This window comes from Vogesella lacus (assembly GCF_979366295.1).
Genome location: NZ_CEETQT010000002.1, coordinates 118,474 through 139,856, shown reverse-complemented (window position 1 = coordinate 139,856; position 21,383 = coordinate 118,474). Strand labels below are relative to the sequence as shown.

Annotated in this window: 15 protein-coding genes and 1 pseudogene; 8 read left to right on the top strand and 8 right to left on the bottom strand. The window is 59.6% G+C overall.

Annotated features, from left to right (window positions below):
* Window positions 1-73 precede the first annotated feature (73 nt).
* Window positions 74-415, top strand: a complete 342-nt coding sequence (locus ACZ9W6_RS02965) for a zinc ribbon domain-containing protein YjdM (protein ID WP_465189591.1) — start codon at window positions 74-76, stop codon at window positions 413-415.
* Window positions 416-489: 74 nt separating this feature from the next.
* Here the strand turns inward: ACZ9W6_RS02965 and ACZ9W6_RS02960 are convergent, their stop codons facing one another.
* Window positions 490-1,368, bottom strand: coding sequence for a pirin family protein (locus ACZ9W6_RS02960; protein WP_465189590.1), 879 nt, complete (start codon window positions 1,366-1,368; stop codon window positions 490-492).
* Between the two features lie 162 nt (window positions 1,369-1,530).
* Between ACZ9W6_RS02960 and ACZ9W6_RS02955 the strand changes: the two genes are divergently transcribed.
* The 3 genes from ACZ9W6_RS02955 to ACZ9W6_RS02945 all read left to right on the top strand — a co-directional run bounded on the left by ACZ9W6_RS02955 (window position 1,531) and on the right by ACZ9W6_RS02945 (window position 5,143).
* The gene (locus tag ACZ9W6_RS02955) at window positions 1,531-3,255 is read left to right on the top strand and encodes a diguanylate cyclase domain-containing protein (RefSeq protein WP_465189589.1); all 1,725 of its coding nucleotides are present in this window, start codon (window positions 1,531-1,533) and stop codon (window positions 3,253-3,255) included.
* 71 nt (window positions 3,256-3,326) lie between these two features.
* Entirely contained in the window at window positions 3,327-4,709 is a 1,383-nt protein-coding gene (locus ACZ9W6_RS02950) for a nicotinate phosphoribosyltransferase (RefSeq protein ID WP_465189588.1), read from the top strand.
* Window positions 4,710-4,777: 68 nt separating this feature from the next.
* Window positions 4,778-5,143, top strand: coding sequence for a nuclear transport factor 2 family protein (locus tag ACZ9W6_RS02945; protein ID WP_465189587.1), 366 nt, complete (start codon window positions 4,778-4,780; stop codon window positions 5,141-5,143).
* 19 nt (window positions 5,144-5,162) lie between these two features.
* Here the strand turns inward: ACZ9W6_RS02945 and ACZ9W6_RS02940 are convergent, their stop codons facing one another.
* Window positions 5,163-5,897, bottom strand: coding sequence for an NBR1-Ig-like domain-containing protein (locus tag ACZ9W6_RS02940; RefSeq protein WP_465189586.1), 735 nt, complete (start codon window positions 5,895-5,897; stop codon window positions 5,163-5,165).
* Between the two features lie 204 nt (window positions 5,898-6,101).
* Between ACZ9W6_RS02940 and ACZ9W6_RS02935 the strand changes: the two are divergent.
* The 3 genes and pseudogenes from ACZ9W6_RS02935 to ACZ9W6_RS02925 all read left to right on the top strand — a co-directional run.
* Window positions 6,102-6,386, top strand: a pseudogene (locus ACZ9W6_RS02935) (DUF4214 domain-containing protein); the annotation flags it as partial.
* A 159-nt stretch (window positions 6,387-6,545) separates the two neighbouring features.
* On the top strand, window positions 6,546-9,716 hold the full coding sequence (locus ACZ9W6_RS02930) for a hypothetical protein (RefSeq protein WP_465189805.1): 3,171 nt from the start codon (window positions 6,546-6,548) through the stop codon (window positions 9,714-9,716).
* A gap of 188 nt (window positions 9,717-9,904) precedes the next feature.
* Window positions 9,905-11,050, top strand: coding sequence for a Calx-beta domain-containing protein (locus tag ACZ9W6_RS02925; protein ID WP_465189585.1), 1,146 nt, complete (start codon window positions 9,905-9,907; stop codon window positions 11,048-11,050).
* Window positions 11,051-11,115: 65 nt separating this feature from the next.
* Here ACZ9W6_RS02925 and ACZ9W6_RS02920 read toward each other — a convergent pair whose 3' ends face one another.
* Together ACZ9W6_RS02920 and ACZ9W6_RS02915 are read right to left on the bottom strand one after the other, a co-directional pair.
* Complete coding sequence (locus tag ACZ9W6_RS02920; RefSeq protein WP_465189584.1) at window positions 11,116-11,652, bottom strand: cysteine hydrolase family protein; 537 nt, start codon at window positions 11,650-11,652, stop codon at window positions 11,116-11,118.
* Window positions 11,649-13,088 carry a sensor domain-containing diguanylate cyclase gene (locus tag ACZ9W6_RS02915; protein WP_465189583.1) on the bottom strand — a complete coding sequence of 480 codons (1,440 nt, stop codon included), beginning with the start codon at window positions 13,086-13,088 and terminating at the stop codon, window positions 11,649-11,651. Before ACZ9W6_RS02915 ends, ACZ9W6_RS02920 begins: the two co-directional genes overlap by 4 nt.
* A gap of 182 nt (window positions 13,089-13,270) precedes the next feature.
* Between ACZ9W6_RS02915 and ACZ9W6_RS02910 the strand changes: the two genes are divergently transcribed.
* The gene (locus tag ACZ9W6_RS02910) at window positions 13,271-14,053 is read left to right on the top strand and encodes an EAL domain-containing protein (protein ID WP_465189582.1); all 783 of its coding nucleotides are present in this window, start codon (window positions 13,271-13,273) and stop codon (window positions 14,051-14,053) included.
* An 11-nt stretch (window positions 14,054-14,064) separates the two neighbouring features.
* Here the strand turns inward: ACZ9W6_RS02910 and ACZ9W6_RS02905 are convergent, their stop codons facing one another.
* The 4 genes from ACZ9W6_RS02905 to ACZ9W6_RS02890 form a co-directional block, all read right to left on the bottom strand.
* Window positions 14,065-14,907 (bottom strand): MerR family transcriptional regulator, encoded by an 843-nt coding sequence (locus tag ACZ9W6_RS02905; RefSeq protein ID WP_465189581.1) that lies wholly within the window; start codon window positions 14,905-14,907, stop codon window positions 14,065-14,067.
* Window positions 14,908-15,021: 114 nt separating this feature from the next.
* Window positions 15,022-18,867, bottom strand: a complete 3,846-nt coding sequence (locus tag ACZ9W6_RS02900; RefSeq protein ID WP_465189580.1) for a DUF3683 domain-containing protein — start codon at window positions 18,865-18,867, stop codon at window positions 15,022-15,024.
* A 202-nt stretch (window positions 18,868-19,069) separates the two neighbouring features.
* Complete coding sequence (pdxA, locus tag ACZ9W6_RS02895) at window positions 19,070-20,047, bottom strand: 4-hydroxythreonine-4-phosphate dehydrogenase PdxA (protein ID WP_465189579.1); 978 nt, start codon at window positions 20,045-20,047, stop codon at window positions 19,070-19,072.
* 47 nt (window positions 20,048-20,094) lie between these two features.
* Window positions 20,095-21,375, bottom strand: coding sequence for a peptidylprolyl isomerase (locus ACZ9W6_RS02890; RefSeq protein ID WP_465189578.1), 1,281 nt, complete (start codon window positions 21,373-21,375; stop codon window positions 20,095-20,097).
* Between the last annotated feature and the right edge of the window lie 8 nt (window positions 21,376-21,383).

Genomic DNA, 21,383 nt, shown 5'->3' with positions numbered 1-21,383 from the left:
TCTATTTGTCGATGGAGTGACAGGCTGGGATAATGCCATGATTTGCCGTTTTGGCAATGCAGAAAGGATAGCCATGAGTACACTTCCTCCGTGCCCGGCCTGTGGTTCGATTTATAGCTATGAAGATGGCGCTTTGCTGGTGTGCCCGGAGTGCGCCCACGAGTGGTCGGCACAGGCTGCTGCCGAGAGCGCCGAAGAGGTGAAGGTGGTACGCGATGCCAACGGTAATGTGCTGCAGGATGGTGACAGCGTGACCGTGATCAAGGACCTGAAAGTGAAGGGCAGCTCGCTGGTGGTGAAGGTCGGCACCAAGGTCAAGAACATCCGTCTGGTGGATGGCGACCATGATATCGACTGCAAGATCGACGGCATCGGCCAGATGGGGCTGAAGTCGGAGTTCGTGAAGAAAGCCTGATTGGCAGCCGGCGGCGCTCGCCGCCTTTGCCTGCATGATATTGCGGCCAACCTTGAGGTTGGCCGCAATGTTTTTCAGCGTGCTCTTTCTTGCGCCGGCACGCGGGCAAACTGGCCGTCGCGATAGTCGCGCATCGCCTGCTCGATCTCCTCGCGGGTATTCATCACGAAGGGGCCATAGCCGGCAATCGGCTCGTTCAGCGGTTGGCCGCCCAGCAGCAAGACCAGCGCATCCTCATTGGCGCTGAAGGCAATGCCCTCGCCCTGTTGCTGGAAAGCGGCGACCTGTTGTGCCGACAGCGTGCGGCCATCGGCCAGGGTGATGCTGCCCTCCAGTACGGTAACAGCGAGGCTGAAACCCTCTGGCCACGGCAGGGAGGCTTGCTGGCCGGCGGTCAGGCGCAGATCCCATACATTCATCGGGCTGAAGGTTTGCGCCGGGCCGCGTGCGTCACCGAGCTCGCCGGCGATCAGTCGCAGCACGCCGCCTTCGGGCAGGGTGAGGTTCGGAATATCGCTGGCCAGCAGTGTCTGATAGCCCGGATCGCTCATCTTGTCGCGTGCCGGCAGATTGACCCACAGCTGCACACAGCTGAACACGCCGCCCTGCTCGGTAAAGGCCGGGCTATGGAATTCCTGATGCTGGATACCGCTGCCGGCCGTCATCCACTGCACATCGCCGGGGCCGATCTTGCCGCCGCTGCCGGTGCTGTCGAGGTGCTCGACCTCGCCCGAATAGACGATGGTGACGGTTTCAAAGCCGCGATGCGGGTGCTCGCCGACGCCGCGTGGCTGCCTGGCCGGGGCAAATTCGTAAGGGCCGGCGCGATCAAACAGCAAAAAGGGACTCAGCAACTGGCCGTGCTGGCCATAGCTGAACAGCGAGCGCACGGGAAAGCCGTCGCCGACCCAATGTTGTGGCGGGGTGGGCAGGATGCCGTACAGGGTTTTCATGGCGTACTCCGGAATCTGGGGGTGATGCTGTAGCGTAGTGCCTGCCGCAGCTTTGGCATAGCGCCACCACAAGGCTTTACTGTTCCATCAGTAGAACAATTGATAAGTGGCAGGCGGGTAATGCTATGATGCTTTTTTTATGAATGTTATTAAGGGCTAGGCATGTTGGCCGCAATTCTGACGGGCATCCTGATATTGGCGATGGCCATTTTCAGCCATGCAATGTGGCAGAAAAGCCGGGGTTTGCAACGGCGCCTCGATGCCTTGCCCGATGCCATGCTGCTGGCCAGCCGCCAGGGGGCAATCCGCTACGTCAATGCGCAGCTGTGCACGTTGTCGGGTTGCAGCGCAGAGCAATTGCTGGCGCTGACACTGGATCAGCTGCTGCCGATAGGTGAAGAGGCGCACAGCCCGGTATGGCACTCGCTGTTTGCTCCGGGCCAGCATCAGGTGCATGGCAGTCTGGGCCTGCGTCTGCTGCATTTTCCCGGTCAGGAGGCGCGCAAATGCCAGATCGAGGTCGCCAGCCTGCCGCAGGATGGCGAGGTGATCCTGATCTTGCGCGAGCCCGGTATCCAGCATGTCGATCAGCCCGAAAGCTATCTGGCGCAAAAGCTGCTGAACACGGCCGAACAGGATGGCGGCATCGGCTCCTGGGTGCTGGAAACCACCAGCGGCAAGCTGCACTGGAGCGAGCAGGTTCACCGCATTTTCGGCACCGATGCCAGCCAGTTTGTCGCCACCGAACAGGCTTACTTCGAGCGCGTACACCCTGACGACCGCCAGCGCGTGCGCAGCGAGCTGGACCGGCTGATGGTGTTGGGCAAACCGTTTGATCTGGAATACCGCATCGTGCGGCCCGACGGCAGCATTCGTCATCTGCTGGAACGCAATCACATGCATGCCCAGGCTGATGGCCATATCGACCATCTGTGGGGCACGGTGCTCGACATGACCAGCCAGAAACAGCTGCAGCAGCAATTGCAGCTGGCACGACTGGCGGTCGAATACAGTTCCGAGGCTATTGCGATTGCCGACAGCCGCATGCAGTGGCTGTTCCTCAATCCGGCGTTCTGCCGCATGGTTGGCCGCGAAGAAAGCACACTGCGCAATCAGCCTCCAGCCTTCATGCTGCCGGGCAATGAAGTCATTCTGCCTGCGGCTGATCTGCTTCGTCTGGTCGGAGGGGGCGAGCAATGGCGCGGCGAATTGCGCATCGCGCGCGATTACGGCCAACCCTTGTCGGTGCTGGCTTCGGTCAGCGGTATCGAGGGGGGCGAGTTGGGCGAGTTGCAGGTGTGGGTGTTGACCGATATCAGCCGCATCAAGGAATCCGAACGCCAGCTCAAGTCGCTGGCTTTCTTTGACGGCCTGACCGGTGTGGCCAACCGCACGCTGTTCTCGCAGCAGCTGCAAAGGCTGATCGACGAAGAGCAGCCGTTTGCGCTGGTGTTTGCCGATCTGAACGGCTTCAAGCTGGTAAATGACAAGCTCGGCCACCGCACCGGTGACGAGGTATTGCAGCAATTGTCGTCGCAGTTGCAGCAAGCTTTGCAGGGTAGCGAGCTACTCGGACGCTGGGGGGGCGACGAGTTTGCGCTGCTGTTGCCGGGCGAACGCAATCTCGAACAACTGACCTCGCGCCTGCTCGAGTTGCGACATCTGGCCCAGATGGAGCTGTACGAACAGGGCATGCGCCTGACCGTGACAGCCAGTTTCGGGGTTTGCCGTTATCCCGAGGCTGGTCGCAATCGCGACCGTCTGCTGCATCAGGCCGATCAGGCGATGTACCGCGCCAAAGCGCAGGGCGCGCATGCCGTGTGGTATCACGATGGTCATGGATTATATCCTTTGCTGTCACCACCGCAGTCGGTCGGCCCGCAATGAACACGGCATGACACTGCCGGCAGGGCGGGGTATGCTGTTGCCTTCTCCTGCTGATCTGCTGACGCACTGTCATGACGCTGAACCCCATTCTCAATAGTGATTCCTACAAACTCAGTCACTGGGTGCAATATCCGCCGGGCACTACCGGCATGTATTCCTACGTCGCTGCGCGCGGTGGTACCGCCTCGCATGTGCTGTTTTTCGGCCTGCAGGCGCTGCTGAAGGATTACCTCAGCCAGCGCATCACGCCCGACCATATCGACGAAGCCGAGGCGCTGGCCGCTATGCATGGCCTGCCGTTCAACCGCGCCGGTTTCGAGCGAATCGTCAATCTGTATGACGGTTACTGGCCAGTGCGCATCCGCGCCGTGGCCGAGGGCGAGCTAGTGCCGACCGGCGTGCCGATGCTGACTATCGAATCGACCGACCCCGAGCTGTTCTGGGTGGTGTCCTTTCTCGAAACCGCCATCCTGCGCGTGTGGTATCCGATTTCGGTGGCGACGCGCAGCTTCCGCGCCAAGGAAATCATCCGTCGCTATCTGCTGCAGACGGCCGATGACCTGTCGGGCCTGCCGTTCAAGCTGCATGACTTTGGCGCGCGTGGCGTCTCCAGTTACGAAAGCTCGGAAATCGGCGGCCTCGCGCATCTGGTCAATTTCATGGGCACCGACACCTTGGCCGCGCTGGTGGCCGCGCGTCGGCATTATCACGAGCCGTGCGCCGGCTTTTCGATTCCGGCGGCCGAGCATTCCACCATCACCGGTTGGGGCCGCCCGCACGAGGGCGAGGCCTTTGCCAATATGCTTACGCACTTTGCCAAACCCGGTGCGCTGCTGGCGGTCGTCAGCGACAGCTACGATGTCTTCCACGCCGTGACCGAGCTGTGGGGCGAGCAGCTGCGCCAGCAGGTGATTGCCAGCGGTGCGACCGTGGTGATCCGCCCTGATTCCGGCGAGCCGGTGCAGGTGGTGGCCGAGGTGGTCGAAAGGTTGGCCGCAGCCTTTGGCACAACCACCAACAGCAAGGGCTATCGCGTGCTGAATCATGTGCGCGTGATCCAGGGTGATGGCGTGAACCTCGCCAGCATCGAGGCCATCCTGTCGCGCTTGGCCAAGCTCGGTTACAGCGCCGACAACGTCGCCTTTGGCATGGGTGCCGAACTGTTGCAAAAGCTCGACCGTGACACCCACAAGATGGCGCTGAAATGCTCGGCGCTGCAAGTCGATGGCCAGTGGCGTGATGTCTTCAAGGACCCGGTCACCGACCCCGGCAAACGCTCGCTCGGCGGCCGCGTCATTGCCGCCCGCGACAGCCGCGCCGCCTGGGGCATCAGCACGCTGGAACGCGTGTCGGATGCCGACTTGCAAATGCGCGTGGTGTGGGAAAACGGCAAGCTGCTGGTCGACGAAAGCTTTGCCACCATTCGCGAACGCGCTGCCGCCCATCTGGGCTGAGTGGCGGACAACACAAGGTTGGCCGCAAGCCTTGCGGCCAAGCTTTTTCTATTCAGGGAGAGCAAAACATGAATCAGAGCCCGGCCGATATCGTACAAGCCCAGCTGGATGCCTATAACGCCAAGAATCTCGATGCCCTGCTGGCGACCTATGCCGAAGACGCTCGTCAATATCTGTATCCGGCCGAGCTGGTGGCCCAGGGCCACGTCGCCATCCGCGAGCGCATGGCACTGCGCTTGGCCGAGCCTGATCTGCATGCCAAGCTGCTGCGGCGTGAGGTATTCGGCAATGTGGTGATTGACGACGAAATCGTCACCCGCAACTTCCCCGAAGGCCGCGGCACCGTGCACATGACCATGATCTATCGCGTGGAAAATGGCTGGATACAGGATGCCTCGACCATCATGGGCGAAGTGGTGATGGCTGCAGTGTAAGTGCAGTGTAAAGTCATGGCTAACAGGCCCCAGGCTCGCCATAAGCCACGGTATCGCCCAGCGTCGTCACATTGACGCGCGCCCAGATGGCGGCCGACTTGTTACCTTCAAAGGCAAACTTGCCATCACTATCGCGCAGCAGCCAGTAAGACACCACCGTGCCGGCGTGCGGTGGTGCAGTAAAGTCTACTGATACCTCGAACACATCACCCGGATGGTTATCCTGAATCGGGATCTCGCGCTGATCCGGCCGCAGGCTATATGCGGCATGCAGGACTTCTCCAGTCTGTTTGCAGCGCACTTCCACTTCCTCATCAATGCACACCAGAGTGTGGCCGAGTATCGGTTTGTCACCGATGTTCTGCACCAGCCAGGTTTTGGTAAAGCGGGTGTTAGGTGCGACCAGTGCACCATCCGCCTGACTCAGATCTTCCAGCACCGCCCCGCGAATTCCATCGTGCAGACAATGCAGCTCTTGCGGGATATGCACATTGTGGAACAAACCCTCCAGCAGCCAGAAAGGATGCACCTTCAGCGCATACGCCAGTTTGATCAGCGTCGGGATGCGCGGCATGGTTGCCTCGCCCGGAAACCCCATTTGCATGATGCTGTACAAAGTCTTGCGCTCGACGCCCATTGCATTGGCCAGCGTGCTCTGGTTGAAGCCCAGCTCACGCATGCGTTGGCTGATGCGTTCGACAAACTCCGATACCGACTGCAATGAGCCCATGCTGACACTTTGACGATGAAACATTTTTTTCCCTTTGGGAATCTCATCATTTGACATGTTTGCTGTAGATCCAATGCTCAGAATTTAAATCGTTTGTGAGTAGTAAATGACACAAGAGTGCGGTGTGAATGACTCAATGACGAATGATATCTTTATGCCGTAAGTAACTGTATTTGAAATGTCACTAATGAAACGGTTTTTTGACTTTGCTCATTAAGGGAGAGTGTTATGGCTACAAGCGCGCAACAAACGATCGCCTCTTTGTATCTGGCTTACTACGGTCGCCCGGCCGATCCTGACGGTCTTGCTTACTGGATTGCCGAACTTGAAAAGGCCGGTGGTGATAGCTCGGCTGTCGTCAATGCCTTTGCCAGTTCTCCTGAAGCGACAGAGCGTTTCAAAAGTGACAGTGTGGAAGAGCGCTTGTCCGAAATTTATCAAAATCTGTTTGGCCGCGAGCCGGATGCAGAAGGTCAACAGTTCTGGGCGACACAGATTGCCAGTGGCGAGGTATCACTGGCCGAGGCCTGTATCCATGTACTGGGCGGAGCCAAGAACGAAGACAAGCAGCTGACCGAAAAACGCATCGAGGCCGCAAACAGCTTTACCGAAGCAGTCAAAAGTGGCGATTTGTCATATGAAGGTACCCAAGCTGCCGAAGCCGCCAAGCTATTGCTGGCCGGTATCAGCAAGGACAGCAGTGCCGAGCAGGTAAAAACACTGGTACAGCAGACCGGTAAACTGGTTGATCAGGCCAGCGAACAGCCGGAAGTCGTGGCCAAGCTGTTGGGCAAGGGCGGGGTTGACGAGCTGGTCAAGTCAGAGACCTTTGCCAAGGACAGCAGCAAACTGCTGGAGGCGATGACCCAGGTTGCCGAGCAGGCCAAAGGGGACGCCAAGCAGGTCGAGAAGCTGCTGGGCAGCAGTACCTCCCTGCTGGACAAGCTGGATGATCAGCTGGCCAAGGGCGGCAGTCTCGACAAGATTATCGAAACCGTGAAAAACACCGGACTGGACGGGCTGGGAAAAGAGCTGGATACCCCGGTTACCCCGCCATCTTCCGGCGGTGTCTCTGATGGCGGTGGCTCGGGCGGCGGTGATAGCGTCGAGCCGGCGCCGAAGCTCAAGCTTGACAGCAAGGTTTACGAGACGGGCTGGATGGATGTCAGCATCACTGGTACAGCCAGCCAGAAGCTGTATATGGAGTTCAACGAGGATGGCAGCAAGGTATTGCTGGCGGCATCAGAGGACGTCAAAACCGACTGGCTGGATACGGCCAAACTGAATCTGCTGCTGGGTGAGGAGCAGAAACTGGTGCTGTGGCAGGATGACATTCAGCAAATTCATAGCTCTTGGTATGTTGACGGTCAATATCAGCCAAATGGTATGAGTGTGTTCGGCGGCCAACTGGAAGTGATCGGTACCAAGGTCGAGCAAGGTCTCAGCCTTTATTTCGTACAAACCCCGAAAGTCAGTTTTCACGAAAAGGAGGGGGCGCCTGCATCCGCCGTCGAGGTGGCGAAGAATGCTTGGTTGTCACTCTGGCCGGCTCAGTTTGATGGTTTGACCATCAATGGTGAGGGCGGCACTCAAAATTATGAAGTATCGTCGTGGATTAATTCTGTATACCGCGATCACAAGGTGACGACGGTCTTTAACAATACTGGTACCAATCACATTGTTGGTAATCATGGCGCCGACAACTTTACTGTCGGTGCCGGGACGGATCTGATCAAGCTTTATACGGGGGGGGAGTCTTCACCGTCCGACTCCAGCCCGGGGGATGGGGAGTACGCGGCAGCAGTTGACGTTGTACACGGCTTTACCGTCGGCCAGGACAAGCTTGAATTTGAGCTTGCTGATCCGGAAGGTGCGGTGCAAATAACCATCAAGGATGGCAAGGTCAGCGTAGCCGATGGCATCGAATTGAGCTTCAAGGACGGGCTGCTTGACTACGCTACGAGTGTGGATGGCAGTGGCAAGCTGTTCAGCAAGGATGAGGCTGGCAATATCACCAAGGTCGATGCCATTGCGCTGGGTAAGGCGATTCTGTCACAGCTGGGCAAGCAGACGGATCTGGCGGCATTTGTTGTGCCGGCGGCTGGCGAGCAAGAGGCCAGCACTTATGTCCTGGCAGCCCGGGAGGATGGCCATGCTGCCGAGGTCGCCGCAGATAAAGGTGATGTCATGGTGCAGCTGGCGGGGCTGGATTTTACCGGCAAGCTGACGGAGATCGTGAAAGATGCTGTATCACAGCCTGATTTTGCCCTGGTCGAGAAAGATTTTTACGGGCAGAAGTTGTTGCAAGTGATTGGCACCGAGGCAGACCGGCTGAAGCTGTTTTTTACCGAGGATGGCAAGCTGGGTTTTGCCAGTGAAGATGGCAAGTTCAAAACCGAGGCCATGGATGCCGCAGCACTGAGATACAAGTTTTACCTTAACGAAGGCCAGGTACTGGTGGCCAGCCATGAGGATCTAAATATAGTGACCCGATCGGACTTTGTCTTGTTTAATATTAGTTCTAAAGGGAGGGTTGAGGTGACAGGCGGGGCTGATATCACAACAAATCTGCGCCTTGATACCGTAGATGCCTATTTTGTTGATGAGGCAGGAGGCTTGCCTCTTGCGGAACTGAATGTTGCCAAAAATGTAATCTTGGATATCAGTGCTGAATTGGCAAGCCATGTCAAAGTGAGTGGAGAAGGAAGTTGCCAGATTAGTTCATCTGGTAAAGAACCAAATGTGGCAATCGAGGTTCACACCACAGGTCAGAATGTTCTGTACGACCCATCAGGACGTAATCAGTTTTATCTGCATGACGGTCGTGATGAACTTAACTTTGGTCATGGCCAGATTCATTACGATAGTGGTACCTGGTCTCATTCCGCACCTTCTTACCAGACCGATCGGTTGCACACCATCAGTGAAGTATATGGTTTCACCGAAGGACAGGACACATTAAAGATGGGCGGGTATTACTGGTTAGAAAATGGGCAGCATTATTATTTCAATGCCTTTAGCATGCAGTCAGGCATGGTGTTCAAACTGGATGAGGCGGGCACTCAAACTGTGAAGCTGGCCATCCGCAAGGGCGTGGTTGATTTTGCCAACAGTCAGGATGATAGCGGCACTTATTTCAAGACCGTAGATGGCAAGCTGCAGGTTAACAGCAATGCCTTGATTCCCCTGCTGTCGACCCAGTTGAAGGGGGGGGGCAATACCGTAGCGTTTGCGGTGCCGGAAGGTGACGGTTTTGCCGCACATACTGTGATTGTCAGAGGTCACGAGCTGGCTGATATGCAGGCCAAGCCTGACAGCGCCGATGTCGTGGTCCGGCTGATGGATACCCAGGTTCAGGATCTGGATGTGGTGCTGGGTAGCAAACAGTCGCAGTTGGCCGCCGGGCAGCAGTATACCGGTGACTATCAGTTGAATGAGCTGATCCGCATCGGCGAAGGCAGTTTGCTGGACAAGGATTTGAGCCAGATGATCGAGCTCAAATATATTGGTATGAACCAAGACAGTCTGCAGTTTGCCGACAGCAGTCTGCTGACGGGCAACTTCTCGGCTGTGGCGGAGCCGGCATTGCCTGCCTTCAATGCCAGCAAAGGGATGGTAAAGTTTGTCGACTTGCCCGCTGAAACCAGCCTGTATACCCGTGTTGATGCGGTATTGACTGCGATGGGCGAGCAACAGGTAAATGCGGCCTTTATCGATGGTTCTGATGTTTATGTGTTGCGAGGTGATGGCGAAGCTGGCATCACAGAGGGTGATGTACTGCTGAAACTGATCGGAATTTCCTCTCATTTTTACAGAGAAGATTTGGGTTTGATTCTGGTCTGAGCCTGATTGATTTACCGTAAACCCAGTTTGGCCCGTTACTTATGGTAACGGGCTTTTTTCATGTTAGTTGCGACAGTTGATGGCATGAAATGCTGTAGTGTCCGTCTGCCAGCTTGAGCTTTATATATTGCTTGCCAAGTTGAAGGTATCACCAGTCTCCTTGCGGGGGCGCGATGGTTACCAGGGCAATGACCGGGGGTTTACGGGCGGTGACGGTGCCGGATCTGTCCGGGGTTGGCCGCATCAGTGTCGGCAACTACAGCGGCAGCGCGGCCTTGCTGGCGGATGGGCTGGTGATGCTGACGGCTGCGCATCTGTTTGATGCCGGCAGCAGCCAGACTTCGGTGTGGTTTGATACGCCGGCTGGCAAACAGCAGGTGCAGGCCAGCAGCGTGCTGCGTCACCCCGCTTACGATGCCGATAGTCTGGAGAACGATCTGGCACTGGTCTGGCTGGCGACGTCTGCGCCGGTTGGCAGTAGCCGTTATGGCTTGTACCGGCAGGATGACGAGCTGGGGCAGGATTTTGTACTGGCGGGTTATGGCTTGCAGGGCAGCGGGAGCGGTGGCGCGCAGTGGACGGGCAGTTTGCCGGGTTTGTCGTGGGCGATGAACCGTTTTGACATCACGCTGGATGAAATCAGCACGGTCAGTAGCCGCGCCTATGCGGCCTTGCTGGCGGATTTTGATGATGGCTTGTATGTGGATGACACCTTGTGGCGGGTGGCGGGGGTGATGGATAGCGGCCTAGGCAGTCAGGAGGGGCTGATTGCCAGCGGCGATAGCGGCGGCCCGGCCTTGCTGGCGGGCAAGGTAGCCGGCGTGGCCAGTTTTGTGGCCAGTGCGCGTGCGCCGGATGGCAGCCGTACTGATCTGGATAGCCAGATCAACAGCAGCTTTGGCGAGATTGCGGCGTGGCAGCGGGTGAGTGCCTACCAGCAGTGGGTAGACGACAGTGTGCAGCAGCATTATGCCGCCGCGCCGGCCCGGCCGGCGGAAGTGCAGACGCGGGTGGTTGAGGGGCAGAGCGGCACGACATGGGCGTTTTGTCTGGTGAGTCTGTCAAACGGCCAGCCGCTGGATCATCAGGCCAGTGTGGCGTACCGCACGCGCGATGATACTGCGCTGGCCGGGCAGGATTATCTGGCGCAAAGCGGCCGTCTGGTGTTGTACCCGGAGCAGGATCATGCGGTGATTGCCATCGAGATTCTGGGCGATACCGTGCACGAGGACGACGAGCAATTCTGGGTAGAAATCTATGACCCGCAAGGGGCTGACTTTCCGGCTGGGGTCGAGGTGCTGACGGTGGCACGCATCATCGTGAATGATGACTGAGGAATGACAAAGGTTGGCCGCAAGCGGGTGACAGCTTGCGGCCAACCTTGTTTCAAGCCGGCAACTCAGGCGCTGGCGGCGAGTTCGGCCAGCGGGACAACGCGGATAGGATTACCCGGTACGTCCATATTGGCCCACAGCCAGTTCAGATGGGCGATCAGGGCTTCGCCGCCCACATGCGGGCGGTCTTTGCAAGTGTGGGCGTCGGCGATCACGGTGGTGGCATAGCCTAGCGAAGCGGCGCGGCGCACGGTGGTGTCGACGCAGAAATCGCTGGCGTAGCCGCACAGCCACAGGTTTTCGATGTCACGGCTGTCGAGGTACTGGCGCAGGCTGGTATCGAGAAAGCTGTCGCAGGCAGTCTTGGCAATCACGGCATCGCTGTCTTGCCGAGCAAGGCCGGGGTGCAGCTGCCAGTCGTCACTGCCATGCGGCAGGTCGGGGGCATGATGCTGGATGAAGATCACCTCGTGGCCCTGCGTCCGTGCATGGGCGATAGCGGCATTGATATTGGTCAGGGTGGCATCGGCGCGGGTAGCGCGTTTGCTGCCTTCTATCAGGCCGTGCTGGAAGTCGATAACCAGTAATGCGGTGCTGCTCATGACATCTCCTCGTAACGCTGGACACGGTTGCGGCCAGCCTGCTTGGCACGATACAGCGCTTCGTCGGCGCGTGCACTCAGCGATTCGAGGGTGTCGTCAGCCTGCACCATGCTCAGGCCGATGCTGACTGTCGGCATCTGCTTGAGCGTGCTGTCATTGAGTTCGTGGATGGCAATGCGCAGGCTTTCGGCCTGGGCAAGGCAGCCTTCTTCGCCCAGCCCGGCGCGCAGCACCACGGCAAATTCTTCGCCGCCCCAGCGCACCAGCTTGTCGGCCGGCAACAGGTGATCCTGCAGGCGATTGGCAATGCTTTGCAGCACGCGATCGCCCTCGTGATGACCGTACTGGTCATTGATGGCCTTGAAGTGATCAATATCCAGCATCAGCAGGGCGCTGGCTTTTTTCTGCAGCTTGTTCTGCCACAGCTCGGCAAAGGCATGGCGGTTGAGGGCACCGGTCAGCTGGTCGGTGCGTGCCATGCGGTGCAGCTTTTTCTGGTTGTGGCTGATGCTGGCCAGTACCAGGCCGGTAACCAGCAGCATGATGGTGGCGCTGATCAGCAGATTGGTCCACAAGGCCTGCTCGACCGGACGCAGGGCGGCGGTTTCGTCCTGTTCGACCAGCAGATACCAGTCCAGATCGCGGATATAGCGCGCATTGAGCAGGATGGTGTTGCCGGCGTGCTGGTAGCTGAGGTGACGCGACTGGGTGTCGCGCTTGAGGATTTGCGGCAATAGCGGCGCCAGCCCTGGGATCTCGTGCAGGCTGCTGCGCAGGCTTCTTTGCTTGTTGCTGGCCAGTACGATGCGACCCTGGCCGTCGGCGAAGTAGATATGACGGTCAAACCGCAACTCGTAATTGGCAATCAGGCCGGAAAGCTTGTCCAGCGTCAGCCCGACGCCGGTCGCGCCGATATAGCGCCCCTTGAAGTCGACAATGCGGTGATTGATGAAGACGGTAGGCTCGTCGCTATTGGCCATGTCGACATCGACATTGATTTCGAAATCATGGCTCATGCGGCGCACACGCTGGTACCAGACATCACGCGGTTCGTGGTCAAGTACCTGCTTTAGGATGCCGTTACCGTAGTAGTAGTTGCGGCTCTGGTCTGATACCAGAAAGCTGCTGACGGTGTTGTATTTGAGGCGAATTTCCTGCAGATAGCGGGCGATTTCGCGGCTGTCTTTTTCGCCGCTGATCAGCCAGTCGCGCACAAAAGTGTCGTGTGCCATCAATGACGAGATGAACACCGGCCGCAGGATGTCCTTGTTGACCTCGGAGAAAATGGTATCGCCGGTCAGCGGCAGACCCTGCTCGATGATGTTGCGATGCACCTCATCGCGGGCCTTGTCGTAATACAGCCAGGTTGTGAGGCTGGAGCCACCCAGCAGCAGCAGGCCGACCAGCATTACCAGTCTATAGCGGCATAAATTCATGATTTTTGAATTTTTATGACAAGGCCAATATGATGCCACAGCATATGCTGCAGTGCTTCTATAAGTAAACATGTTATCGAAATGCAGCAATAGGCCATACCAATGTAATACCAAGGCAGGTTTTCGGGTGGCACCGGCATCTGCTTGCTATGCTTGCATAAGTCTTCAGCACAGTGAAAAGCATGACCCTTTTAAGCACGCAGCAAGACTTTGAACGGCACCTGCAGCGCGACAGTAACGGCCGGCACATTGCCACTTTCGCCGGCTGCTGGATGCAAAGCTGCTTTCAGCCTATTTTCTATCGTAGCGGCGGTATTTTCGGCTACGAGGCCTTGCTGCGCGTGCACGATATCGAGACCGGCAATGCGGTGCGGCCCGATCTGTTTTTGTATGGTCTTGAGGGGCTGGAGCAGGTCAATGCCGACCGGCTGGCACGCGTCATCCACATTCGCAACTTTGCCGAAACCGGGCTGCAATGTTGTCTGAGCCTTAATGTAATGCCGCAAACCATCGTGCATGAGGCGGCCAACTTTGCCAGTAATTTCGACCTGTTGCTGGCCAGGCTGGCAAAGCTTGGCGTGGACAGTGGCCGCGTGATTTTCGAGGTGCTGGAGTACGAAGTCGAAGCAGGTGACCAGGCGATTTCCGATGCGATGCGTGTTGCCTCGGCTGCCGGTTTCGGTATTGCGGTTGATGATTACGGTGCGATGGCGGCCGGCAACAGCCGCATCCAGATCTTGCGGCCGGACATCATCAAGATAGACCGCAGCATGCTGCTTGATCATATGCAAGGTGACAGTGGCAGGTTGGCCGCAGCGATACGTTATGGCTGGGAGCTGGGCAGCCGCATGCTGGTGGAGGGTATCGAGACCGAGGCCCAGCTGCTGGCGATGCGCGAGCTGGGCGTCGAGTTATACCAGGGTTTTTATCTGGGCCGGCCACAACAGCTGGACAGGCAGCCCTAGCCACAGGCCGGTTACGGTTGGCCGCCTCCGGCTGCCAGCTCGCTGTCTCGCAGCGGGATATAAATCTCTACTACGCTTTGCGGGTGTTGCGGCCCGAGAAAGCGCTCGCCACAGAATTCGAACTCTATCCCCTCGTCAGCATGCAGGCCGGCGGCCGGCAGCCATTCGCTTAGCGCCGCGCGGAAGGTCTCCGGCAGGGTGGCCACCGTACCGTGATGCTCGACCCGGGCGTAGCGCCGCGCCGGGATGCGGACTTCGTGCATGCCATCCGGAATCGTCGTTTCTTCGGTAACCGGCAGGCCGGCCAGGTATTGCCACAGGCCGTCGGCCAGCGGTTCGCACACGCCAAAAGTGCCCATGATGGGCGCGAGCGGGCGGATTTCCTGTTCGCGCGGCACAAAGCGTTGCCACATCTCGGCGATGGTGCCCTGATCCTGGCAGTGCCAGCGCATGCCGATGAGGCGCACGGCGGGGTAGTCGATGATTTGCGGGGTTTGCATGGCGGGTAGACTCCGTTCGGGTTGGGCCAGATAACGGCCGAGCTGATCAAGCACTTGTTGTTGACGGGCGATGCTGGCGGCAAGGTTGGCCGCATGCTGCTGCAGCGTCTGCTGCCAGCCGGCCGGTTCACTCAAGGCCCCGCTGGCGGCCAGCTGGCCGATTTCTTCCAGCCCCAGCCCCAGTTGCCGTAGCCAGACAATGCGCCCCAGCACTGGCAGCTGCGCCGGCGCGTAATAGCGGTAGCCATTGTCGCGGCCGGTCAGTTGCGGGCGAAACAGGCCGATCTGGTCGTAGTGGCGCAGGGTCTTGGTGGTGAGGCCGTGGGCGCGGGCCATTTGTCCGATTGTCAGCATCGTGTCTTTCCAGGTGGTCTGGCCATGCTCGGCCTTGCCGCAGGGGCAAGGTCAAGGCCGCCAACAAAAAAGCCGCAGCCGGTGAGGGCTGCGGCCAACCTTTGCCGGCTTGTGTTACAGCAGCACGCGCTCGACGCCGCCATTGCGGGCGTTGTCGACGTAGTCCTTCATCCAGTTGTCGCCCAAGATGTGCTTGGCCATTTCCACCACGATGTAATCAGCCTGGGTGCCGGTGTCGTCGCTGTAGCGGGACAGGCCCTGCAGGCAGGACGGGCAGGAAGTCAGGATCTTCACCGGCTGGCTGGATTCGCCCAGTTTGGCCAGATCCTTGTTGATTTCCTCTTCCTTGCGGAAGCGCACTTGCGTGGCGATGTCCGGGCGGCTGGCGGCAAAGGTACCGGATTCGCCGCAGCAACGGTCGTTCTGTACCACACCGCCGCCCATCAGCTCGTTGACGACTTTGATCGGCTGGTAGGCCTTCATCGGCGTGTGGCAAGGGTCGTGGTACATATACTTCTGACCGCCGATGCCGTCGAGCTTGAGGCCCTTCTCCATCAGGTATTCGTGGATGTCGATGATGCGGCAGCCGGGGAAGATCTCCTCGAAGCGGTAGTTCGCCAGCTGGTCGTAGCAGGTGCCGCAGCTGACCACCACGGTCTTGATGTCGAGGTAGTTCAGCGTGTTGGCCATGCGGTGGAACAGCACACGGTTTTCGGTGGTGATCTCATCGCCCTTGTCCTTGTAACCGGCGCTGGTCTGCGGGTAGCCGCAGCACAGATAGCCCGGCGGCAGCACGGTCTGAGTGCCGACATGCCACAGCATCGCCTGGGTGGCGAGGCCGACCTGGCTGAACAGGCGCTCCGAGCCGCAGCCTGGGAAGTAGAACACCGCCTCGGCTTCTTCGGCCACCTGCGGGTTGCGGATCACCGGAATCACCGCCGGATCTTCCACGTCCAGCAGAGCACGTGCGGTTTTCTTCGGCAGGCCGCCCGGCATCGGCTTGTTGATGAAGTGAATCACCTGCGCCTTGATTTCGGGCTTGCCCAAGGTGGCTGGCGGCTGTGCGGTTTGCGCGCCGGTCAGCCCCAGCTTCTTGCCGATGCTGTTGCCCAAGCGTTGCAGCTTGTAGGCGCCGCCCACCAGACCGGCACGAATGCCCTTGATGGTGGCCGGATCTTTGGCAGTGAGGAAGGCCATGCCCAGCGCGGTGCCGGGGTTAAACTTCTTGTTGCCGGTCTTGCGCAGGAAATTGCGCATCGCCACCGACACATCGCCAAAGTCGATCTTCACCGGGCACGGTTTCACGCAACGGTGGCACACGGTGCAGTGGTCGGCCACGTCGGACAGCTCTTCGAAGTGCTTGAGCGAGACGCCGCGACGGGTTTGTTCTTCGTACAGGAAGGCCTCGGTCAACAGGCCGACGCCGAGAATCTTGTTGCGCGGGCTGTACAGCAGATTGGCGCGCGGCACATGGGTCGAGCACACCGGTTTGCACTTGCCGCAACGCAGGCAGTCTTTCACCGAGTCGCTGATCGCGCCAAGATCGGATTGTTCCAGAATCAGCGATTCGGCACCCAGCAGCGAGAACGACGGCGTGTAGGCCATCGCCAGGTCTGCGCCGGGCAGCAGCTTGCCCTTGTTGAAGTGGCCGTTCGGGTCGACGCGTGCCTTGTAGTCACGGAAAGGCTGGATTTCGTCTTCGGTGAGGAATTCGAGCTTGGTGATGCCGATGCCGTGTTCGCCGGAAATCACGCCGTTGAGCGAACGCGCCAGCTTCATGATGCGCTCGACGGCTCGGTGCGCGGTTTGCAGCATCTCGTAGTCGTCGGAGTTCACCGGCAGGTTGGTGTGCACGTTGCCGTCGCCGGCGTGCATATGCAGCGCCACGAAGGCACGGCCGCGCAATACTTTTTGCTGGATGTGGCGGATGGCGGCCAGCACCGGTGCATCACTCTTGCCGGCAAACAGGCTTTCGAGTTCTTTCAGCAGCTCGCTCTTCCAGCTCACACGCAGCTTGAAGTCGCGCATGGCGATGAACACGCTGGCCTCAAGGTTGGCCGCAGCGTCTTCGAGCGGGGCTTGCGGCCAACGTGTAACGTAGTCGGCCAGCGGGTTGTCGAGGTTGTCCAGCAGCCACTGCCAGCGATTACGCACGGCGGCGGTGAGTTCCAGCGCGGTTTCGCGACGGTCGGCAATCAGCTCGTCGGCCGACAGCGCGCCGCCTTCGGTATCCACCGGCAGACGGCCGTGGAAGAACTCGGTCAGCTGATCCAGCAGCTTGATCTTGCTGGCAATCGACAGCTCGATATTGATGCGCTCGATGCCGTCGCTGTAATCGCCAAGGCGATCGAGCGGAATCACCACGTCTTCGTTGATCTTGAAGGCGTTGGTATGGCGCGCGATGGCGGCGGTGCGCGAACGATCCAGCCAGAAAGTCTTGCGTGCCTCTGGCGTAATCGCGATGAAGCCTTCGCCGTGACGCGCATTGGCGTAGCGCACCACCTGGCTGGCGGCTTCGGACACCGCGTTTTCGTCATCACAGACGATGTCGGCAATCAGCACCATCTTCGGCCGGCCACGGCCCTTGGCCTTGGTGGCGTAGCCGACGGCGCGCACATAGCGCCAGTCGAGGTGTTCGAGGCCAGCCAGCTGTACGCCTGCGGCCAACCCTTTGCCGCCCGGTTTGAAATAATCGGTAATCTCGACAATCGCTGGCGTTGCTTCGGCCACGGTGCCGAAGAACTCCAGACAGACGGTGCGGATGTGCTTGGGCATGCGATGCAGCACGAAACGCGCGCTGGTGATGATGCCGTCGGTGCCTTCTTTCTGCACGCCTGGCAGGCCGGCGAGGAATTTGTCGGTTACGTCCTTGCCGAGGCCCACCTTGCGGAAGGCCTTGCCCGGAATCACCAGCTCTTCACGGCTGATCACGGTCTTGCCGTCATCTTCGAGGCGGGTGACGCGGAAGGTGGCGGTATCAACGTCGTGAATCTTGCCGTAGTTGTGGCCGATACGTTCGACAAACATCCAGTTGCCGTCCGGGTCGACCATCTTCCAGCTGGCGAGGTTGTCCAGCGTAGTGCCCCACAGCACGGCCTTTTTGCCGCCGGCGTTCATCGCGATATTGCCGCCGATACAGGAGGCTTCGGCCGAGGTCGGGTCAACCGCAAACACGAGGCCTGCCGCACCGGCCGCTTCGGCCACGCGGGCAGTCACCACACCGGCACCGCACTGGATGGTGGCCTGCTTGCCGTCAAGGCCCGGCAGCTCGACGAATTCCACGCCCAGATGGCGGTCCATCTTTTCGGTGTTGATCACCGCGCTGCGCTTGTCCAGCGGCACGGCACCGCCGGTATAGCCGGTGCCACCCCCACGCGGGATGATGGTGAGCTTCAGCTCGATACAGGCGCGCACCAGCGGCGCGATCTCGGCTTCGCTGTCAGGGCACAGCACCACGAAGGGGTATTCGACACGCCAGTCGGTGGCATCGGTGACATGCGAAACGCGTGCCAGACCATCAAACAGGATATTGTCGCGGCGGGTGATTTTCGACAGGCGCTTGAGAATGGCGGCGCGCAACTCGCGCGTTTCGCCAAACTGGCGCTCGAAGCTGTCTACCGCTTCGCGCGCGGCGGCCAGCATGCGGCCAACCTTGTCGTTGCCGTCACGGCGTTTTTCGATTTCGCTGAGGCGATGGCGCAGCGCGCCGACCAGTGCGGTCAGGCGTTGCGGGTTGTCCAGCAGGTCATCGACCAGATAGGGGTTGCGATCGACGACCCAGATGTCGCCAAGAACCTCGAAAAGCATACGGGCAGAGCGGCCTGTTTTCCGCTCTGCCCGTAGCTCTTCCAGTGTCTGCCACATGGGTTCGCCCAATAGGCGAATGATGATCTCTCGATCCGAATACGAGGTGTAGTTATACGGGATTTCCCGTACACGGTGCTGGCTGCTGGCGCTCATTATGTCCCTGATAAATGGCATTTATTTATTCAATGCTGGTCATTCTAGCGCAATTGTTGCGACGCGAAAAACGGGTACAGGCGACAGGGTTATCTGGCGATTGTCGATTGCCGGACAATGGGCAGATCATGGCCGTGAATCGGCCTGAGAGGGTACAAGCTGCCAGTGCCGTGGCACTGGCATGAGGGGAGTGGGGGCCGCGTCAGCGGCTGGCGGCCAGCTGGCAGGCCAGACGCACGGCCTCGAACAGGCTGCCGGGGTCGGCGCGGCCGCTGCCGGCCAGATCCAGCGCGGTGCCGTGATCGACCGAGGTGCGGATGATGGGCAGACCGAGGGTGATATTGATGCCGGCACCGAAACTCGCGTGCTTGAGCACCGGCAGGCCCTGATCGTGATACATCGCCAGAACCGCGTCGGCGGTGGCGAGCTTGTCCGGATTGAACAGCGTATCCGCCGGCAGCGGGCCGATCAGATTCATGCCTTCTGCCCGCAGTGCGACCAAGGTTGGCTCGATCACGTCGATTTCTTCGCGCCCCATATGTCCGCCCTCGCCGGCGTGCGGATTCAGTCCGGCAACCAGAATGCGTGGCGCGGTGATGCCGAACTTGCCCATCAGATCGGCATGCAGGATGCGGATCACGGCGGACAGCGTGTCTGGCGTGATGGCATCCGGCACGGCGCGCAAGGGCAGGTGGGTGGTGGCCAGTGCCACGCGCATGCCGCCGCCGGCCAGCATCATCACCACCAGTGGCGTGCCGGTCTGTTCGGCCAGGTATTCGGTGTGGCCGGAGAAGGCAATGCCGGCATCGTTGATGACGCCCTTGTGTACCGGTGCGGTGACCATGGCGGCGAATTCGCCGCTTTGGCAGCCGGCAATGGCCACGTCCAGCGTCTCGAGTACATATGGCCCGTTGGCCGCATTGAGCACGCCGGCTTCACAGGGCGCGTGCAAGGGCACATGGCGTACTTCGAGTACATCGGGTGCAGGCTTGGCTGCCGGGTAATCGGCCAGCTTGATGGCGAGGCCCAGCTGGCTGGCGCGTTGTGCCAGCAATGTCTTGTCGGCGATGATGACGAGGCGAGCTTGAGCGGTCAGTCCGCCCAGTTGCAAGACAAGGTCGGGGCCGATACCGGCCGGTTCTCCGGCGGTAACGGCAATGAGGGGGCGGGTATCAGTCATGACAGAGGGGCAAGCAAAAGGCCGATGCAAGCATCGGCCCTGTGGGTTTATTTTTCGCTCAGGCGGTCTTCGACAAAGGCGGCGCTGCGCAGCTGCAGCAGCCAGTCATTGTAGTTCTGCTCGATCTTGCGCTGGCGGATCTGCTGGCGCACCGCGAGTTTCTCGCGCTGGCCGGACACATCCTGCTGGCGGGTTTCTTCGAGGCGCATGATGTGCCAGCCGAACGGGCTCTTAACCGGCTGGCTCAGCTCGCCCGGCTTCAGCGTCAGGAAGGTACGCTCGAATTCCGGCACGGTATCGCCCAGACCCAGCCAGCCCAGATCGCCACCGAGGGCGGCCGAGCCGTCTTCGGAGAACTGGCGGGCGACTTCTTCAAACTTGCCGCCGCGCAGCAGGCGATCTTGCACCTGCAGGATGCGGGCGCGCGCTTCGGCATCCGAGGTCGCCTCGTTGGTCTTGATCAGGATGTGACGCACCTTGTACTGCGCCACCATTTGCGGGCCGCTGCTTTCGCGCTTGTCGATCAGCTTGAAGATGAACAGGCTGCCGCTGGCACGCACAATGTCGGTGTTCTGGCCCGGTTTCAGACCTTCCAGCAACTGGATGAAGTCCGGCGGCAGGCTGCTGGCCGGCTTCCAGCCCATATCGCCACCGCTGAGTGCATTGGCGGCTTCGGAGTAGCGGGCGGCAAGAGCAGCAAAGTCCTGGCCGGCTTTCAGCGCATCACGCGCTTCCAGCAGGCGGCTGCGGATCTTTTCGATCTGGGCGGCATCGGCACCTTCCGGTACGTTCAGCTGGATCATCGCCAGACGGTATTCGCCACGGGTGTTGCCGGCGGTGCTTTTCAGTACCTGCTCGACTTCGCTGTCGGTGACGGTGACGCGGGTGGCGATTTCACGTTCTTTCAGGCGGTCCAGCAGCAGGTCGCGTTGCAGTGATTCGCGGAACTGGGTGATCGACAGACCATCGGCCTGCAGGCGAGCACTCAGGCCCTTGAGATCGGTCTTGTTCTGCTGGGCCAGACGCTGCATGGTTTCGTCGATTTCGGCATCGCTGACGCGCAGGCCGTTGCTGCTGGCGTATTGCAGCTGCAGCTGTTCGCTGATCATCTGCTCGAGCACCTGGCGGCTCAGCACGTCTTGCGACGGTACGGCCAGGTTCTGGCGCTTGAGGTTGGCCGCAATTTCGGTCAGACGCTGTTGCAGTTCGCTCTGGGTAATCACGCCCTTGTTGACGACGGCCACGATGCGGTCGACGGTCTGGATGCCGGCGGCACCGGCAGTTTGCAGGGACAGGGCGAGGGTTACGGCGAGAATAAGCTGTTTCATCTTTACCC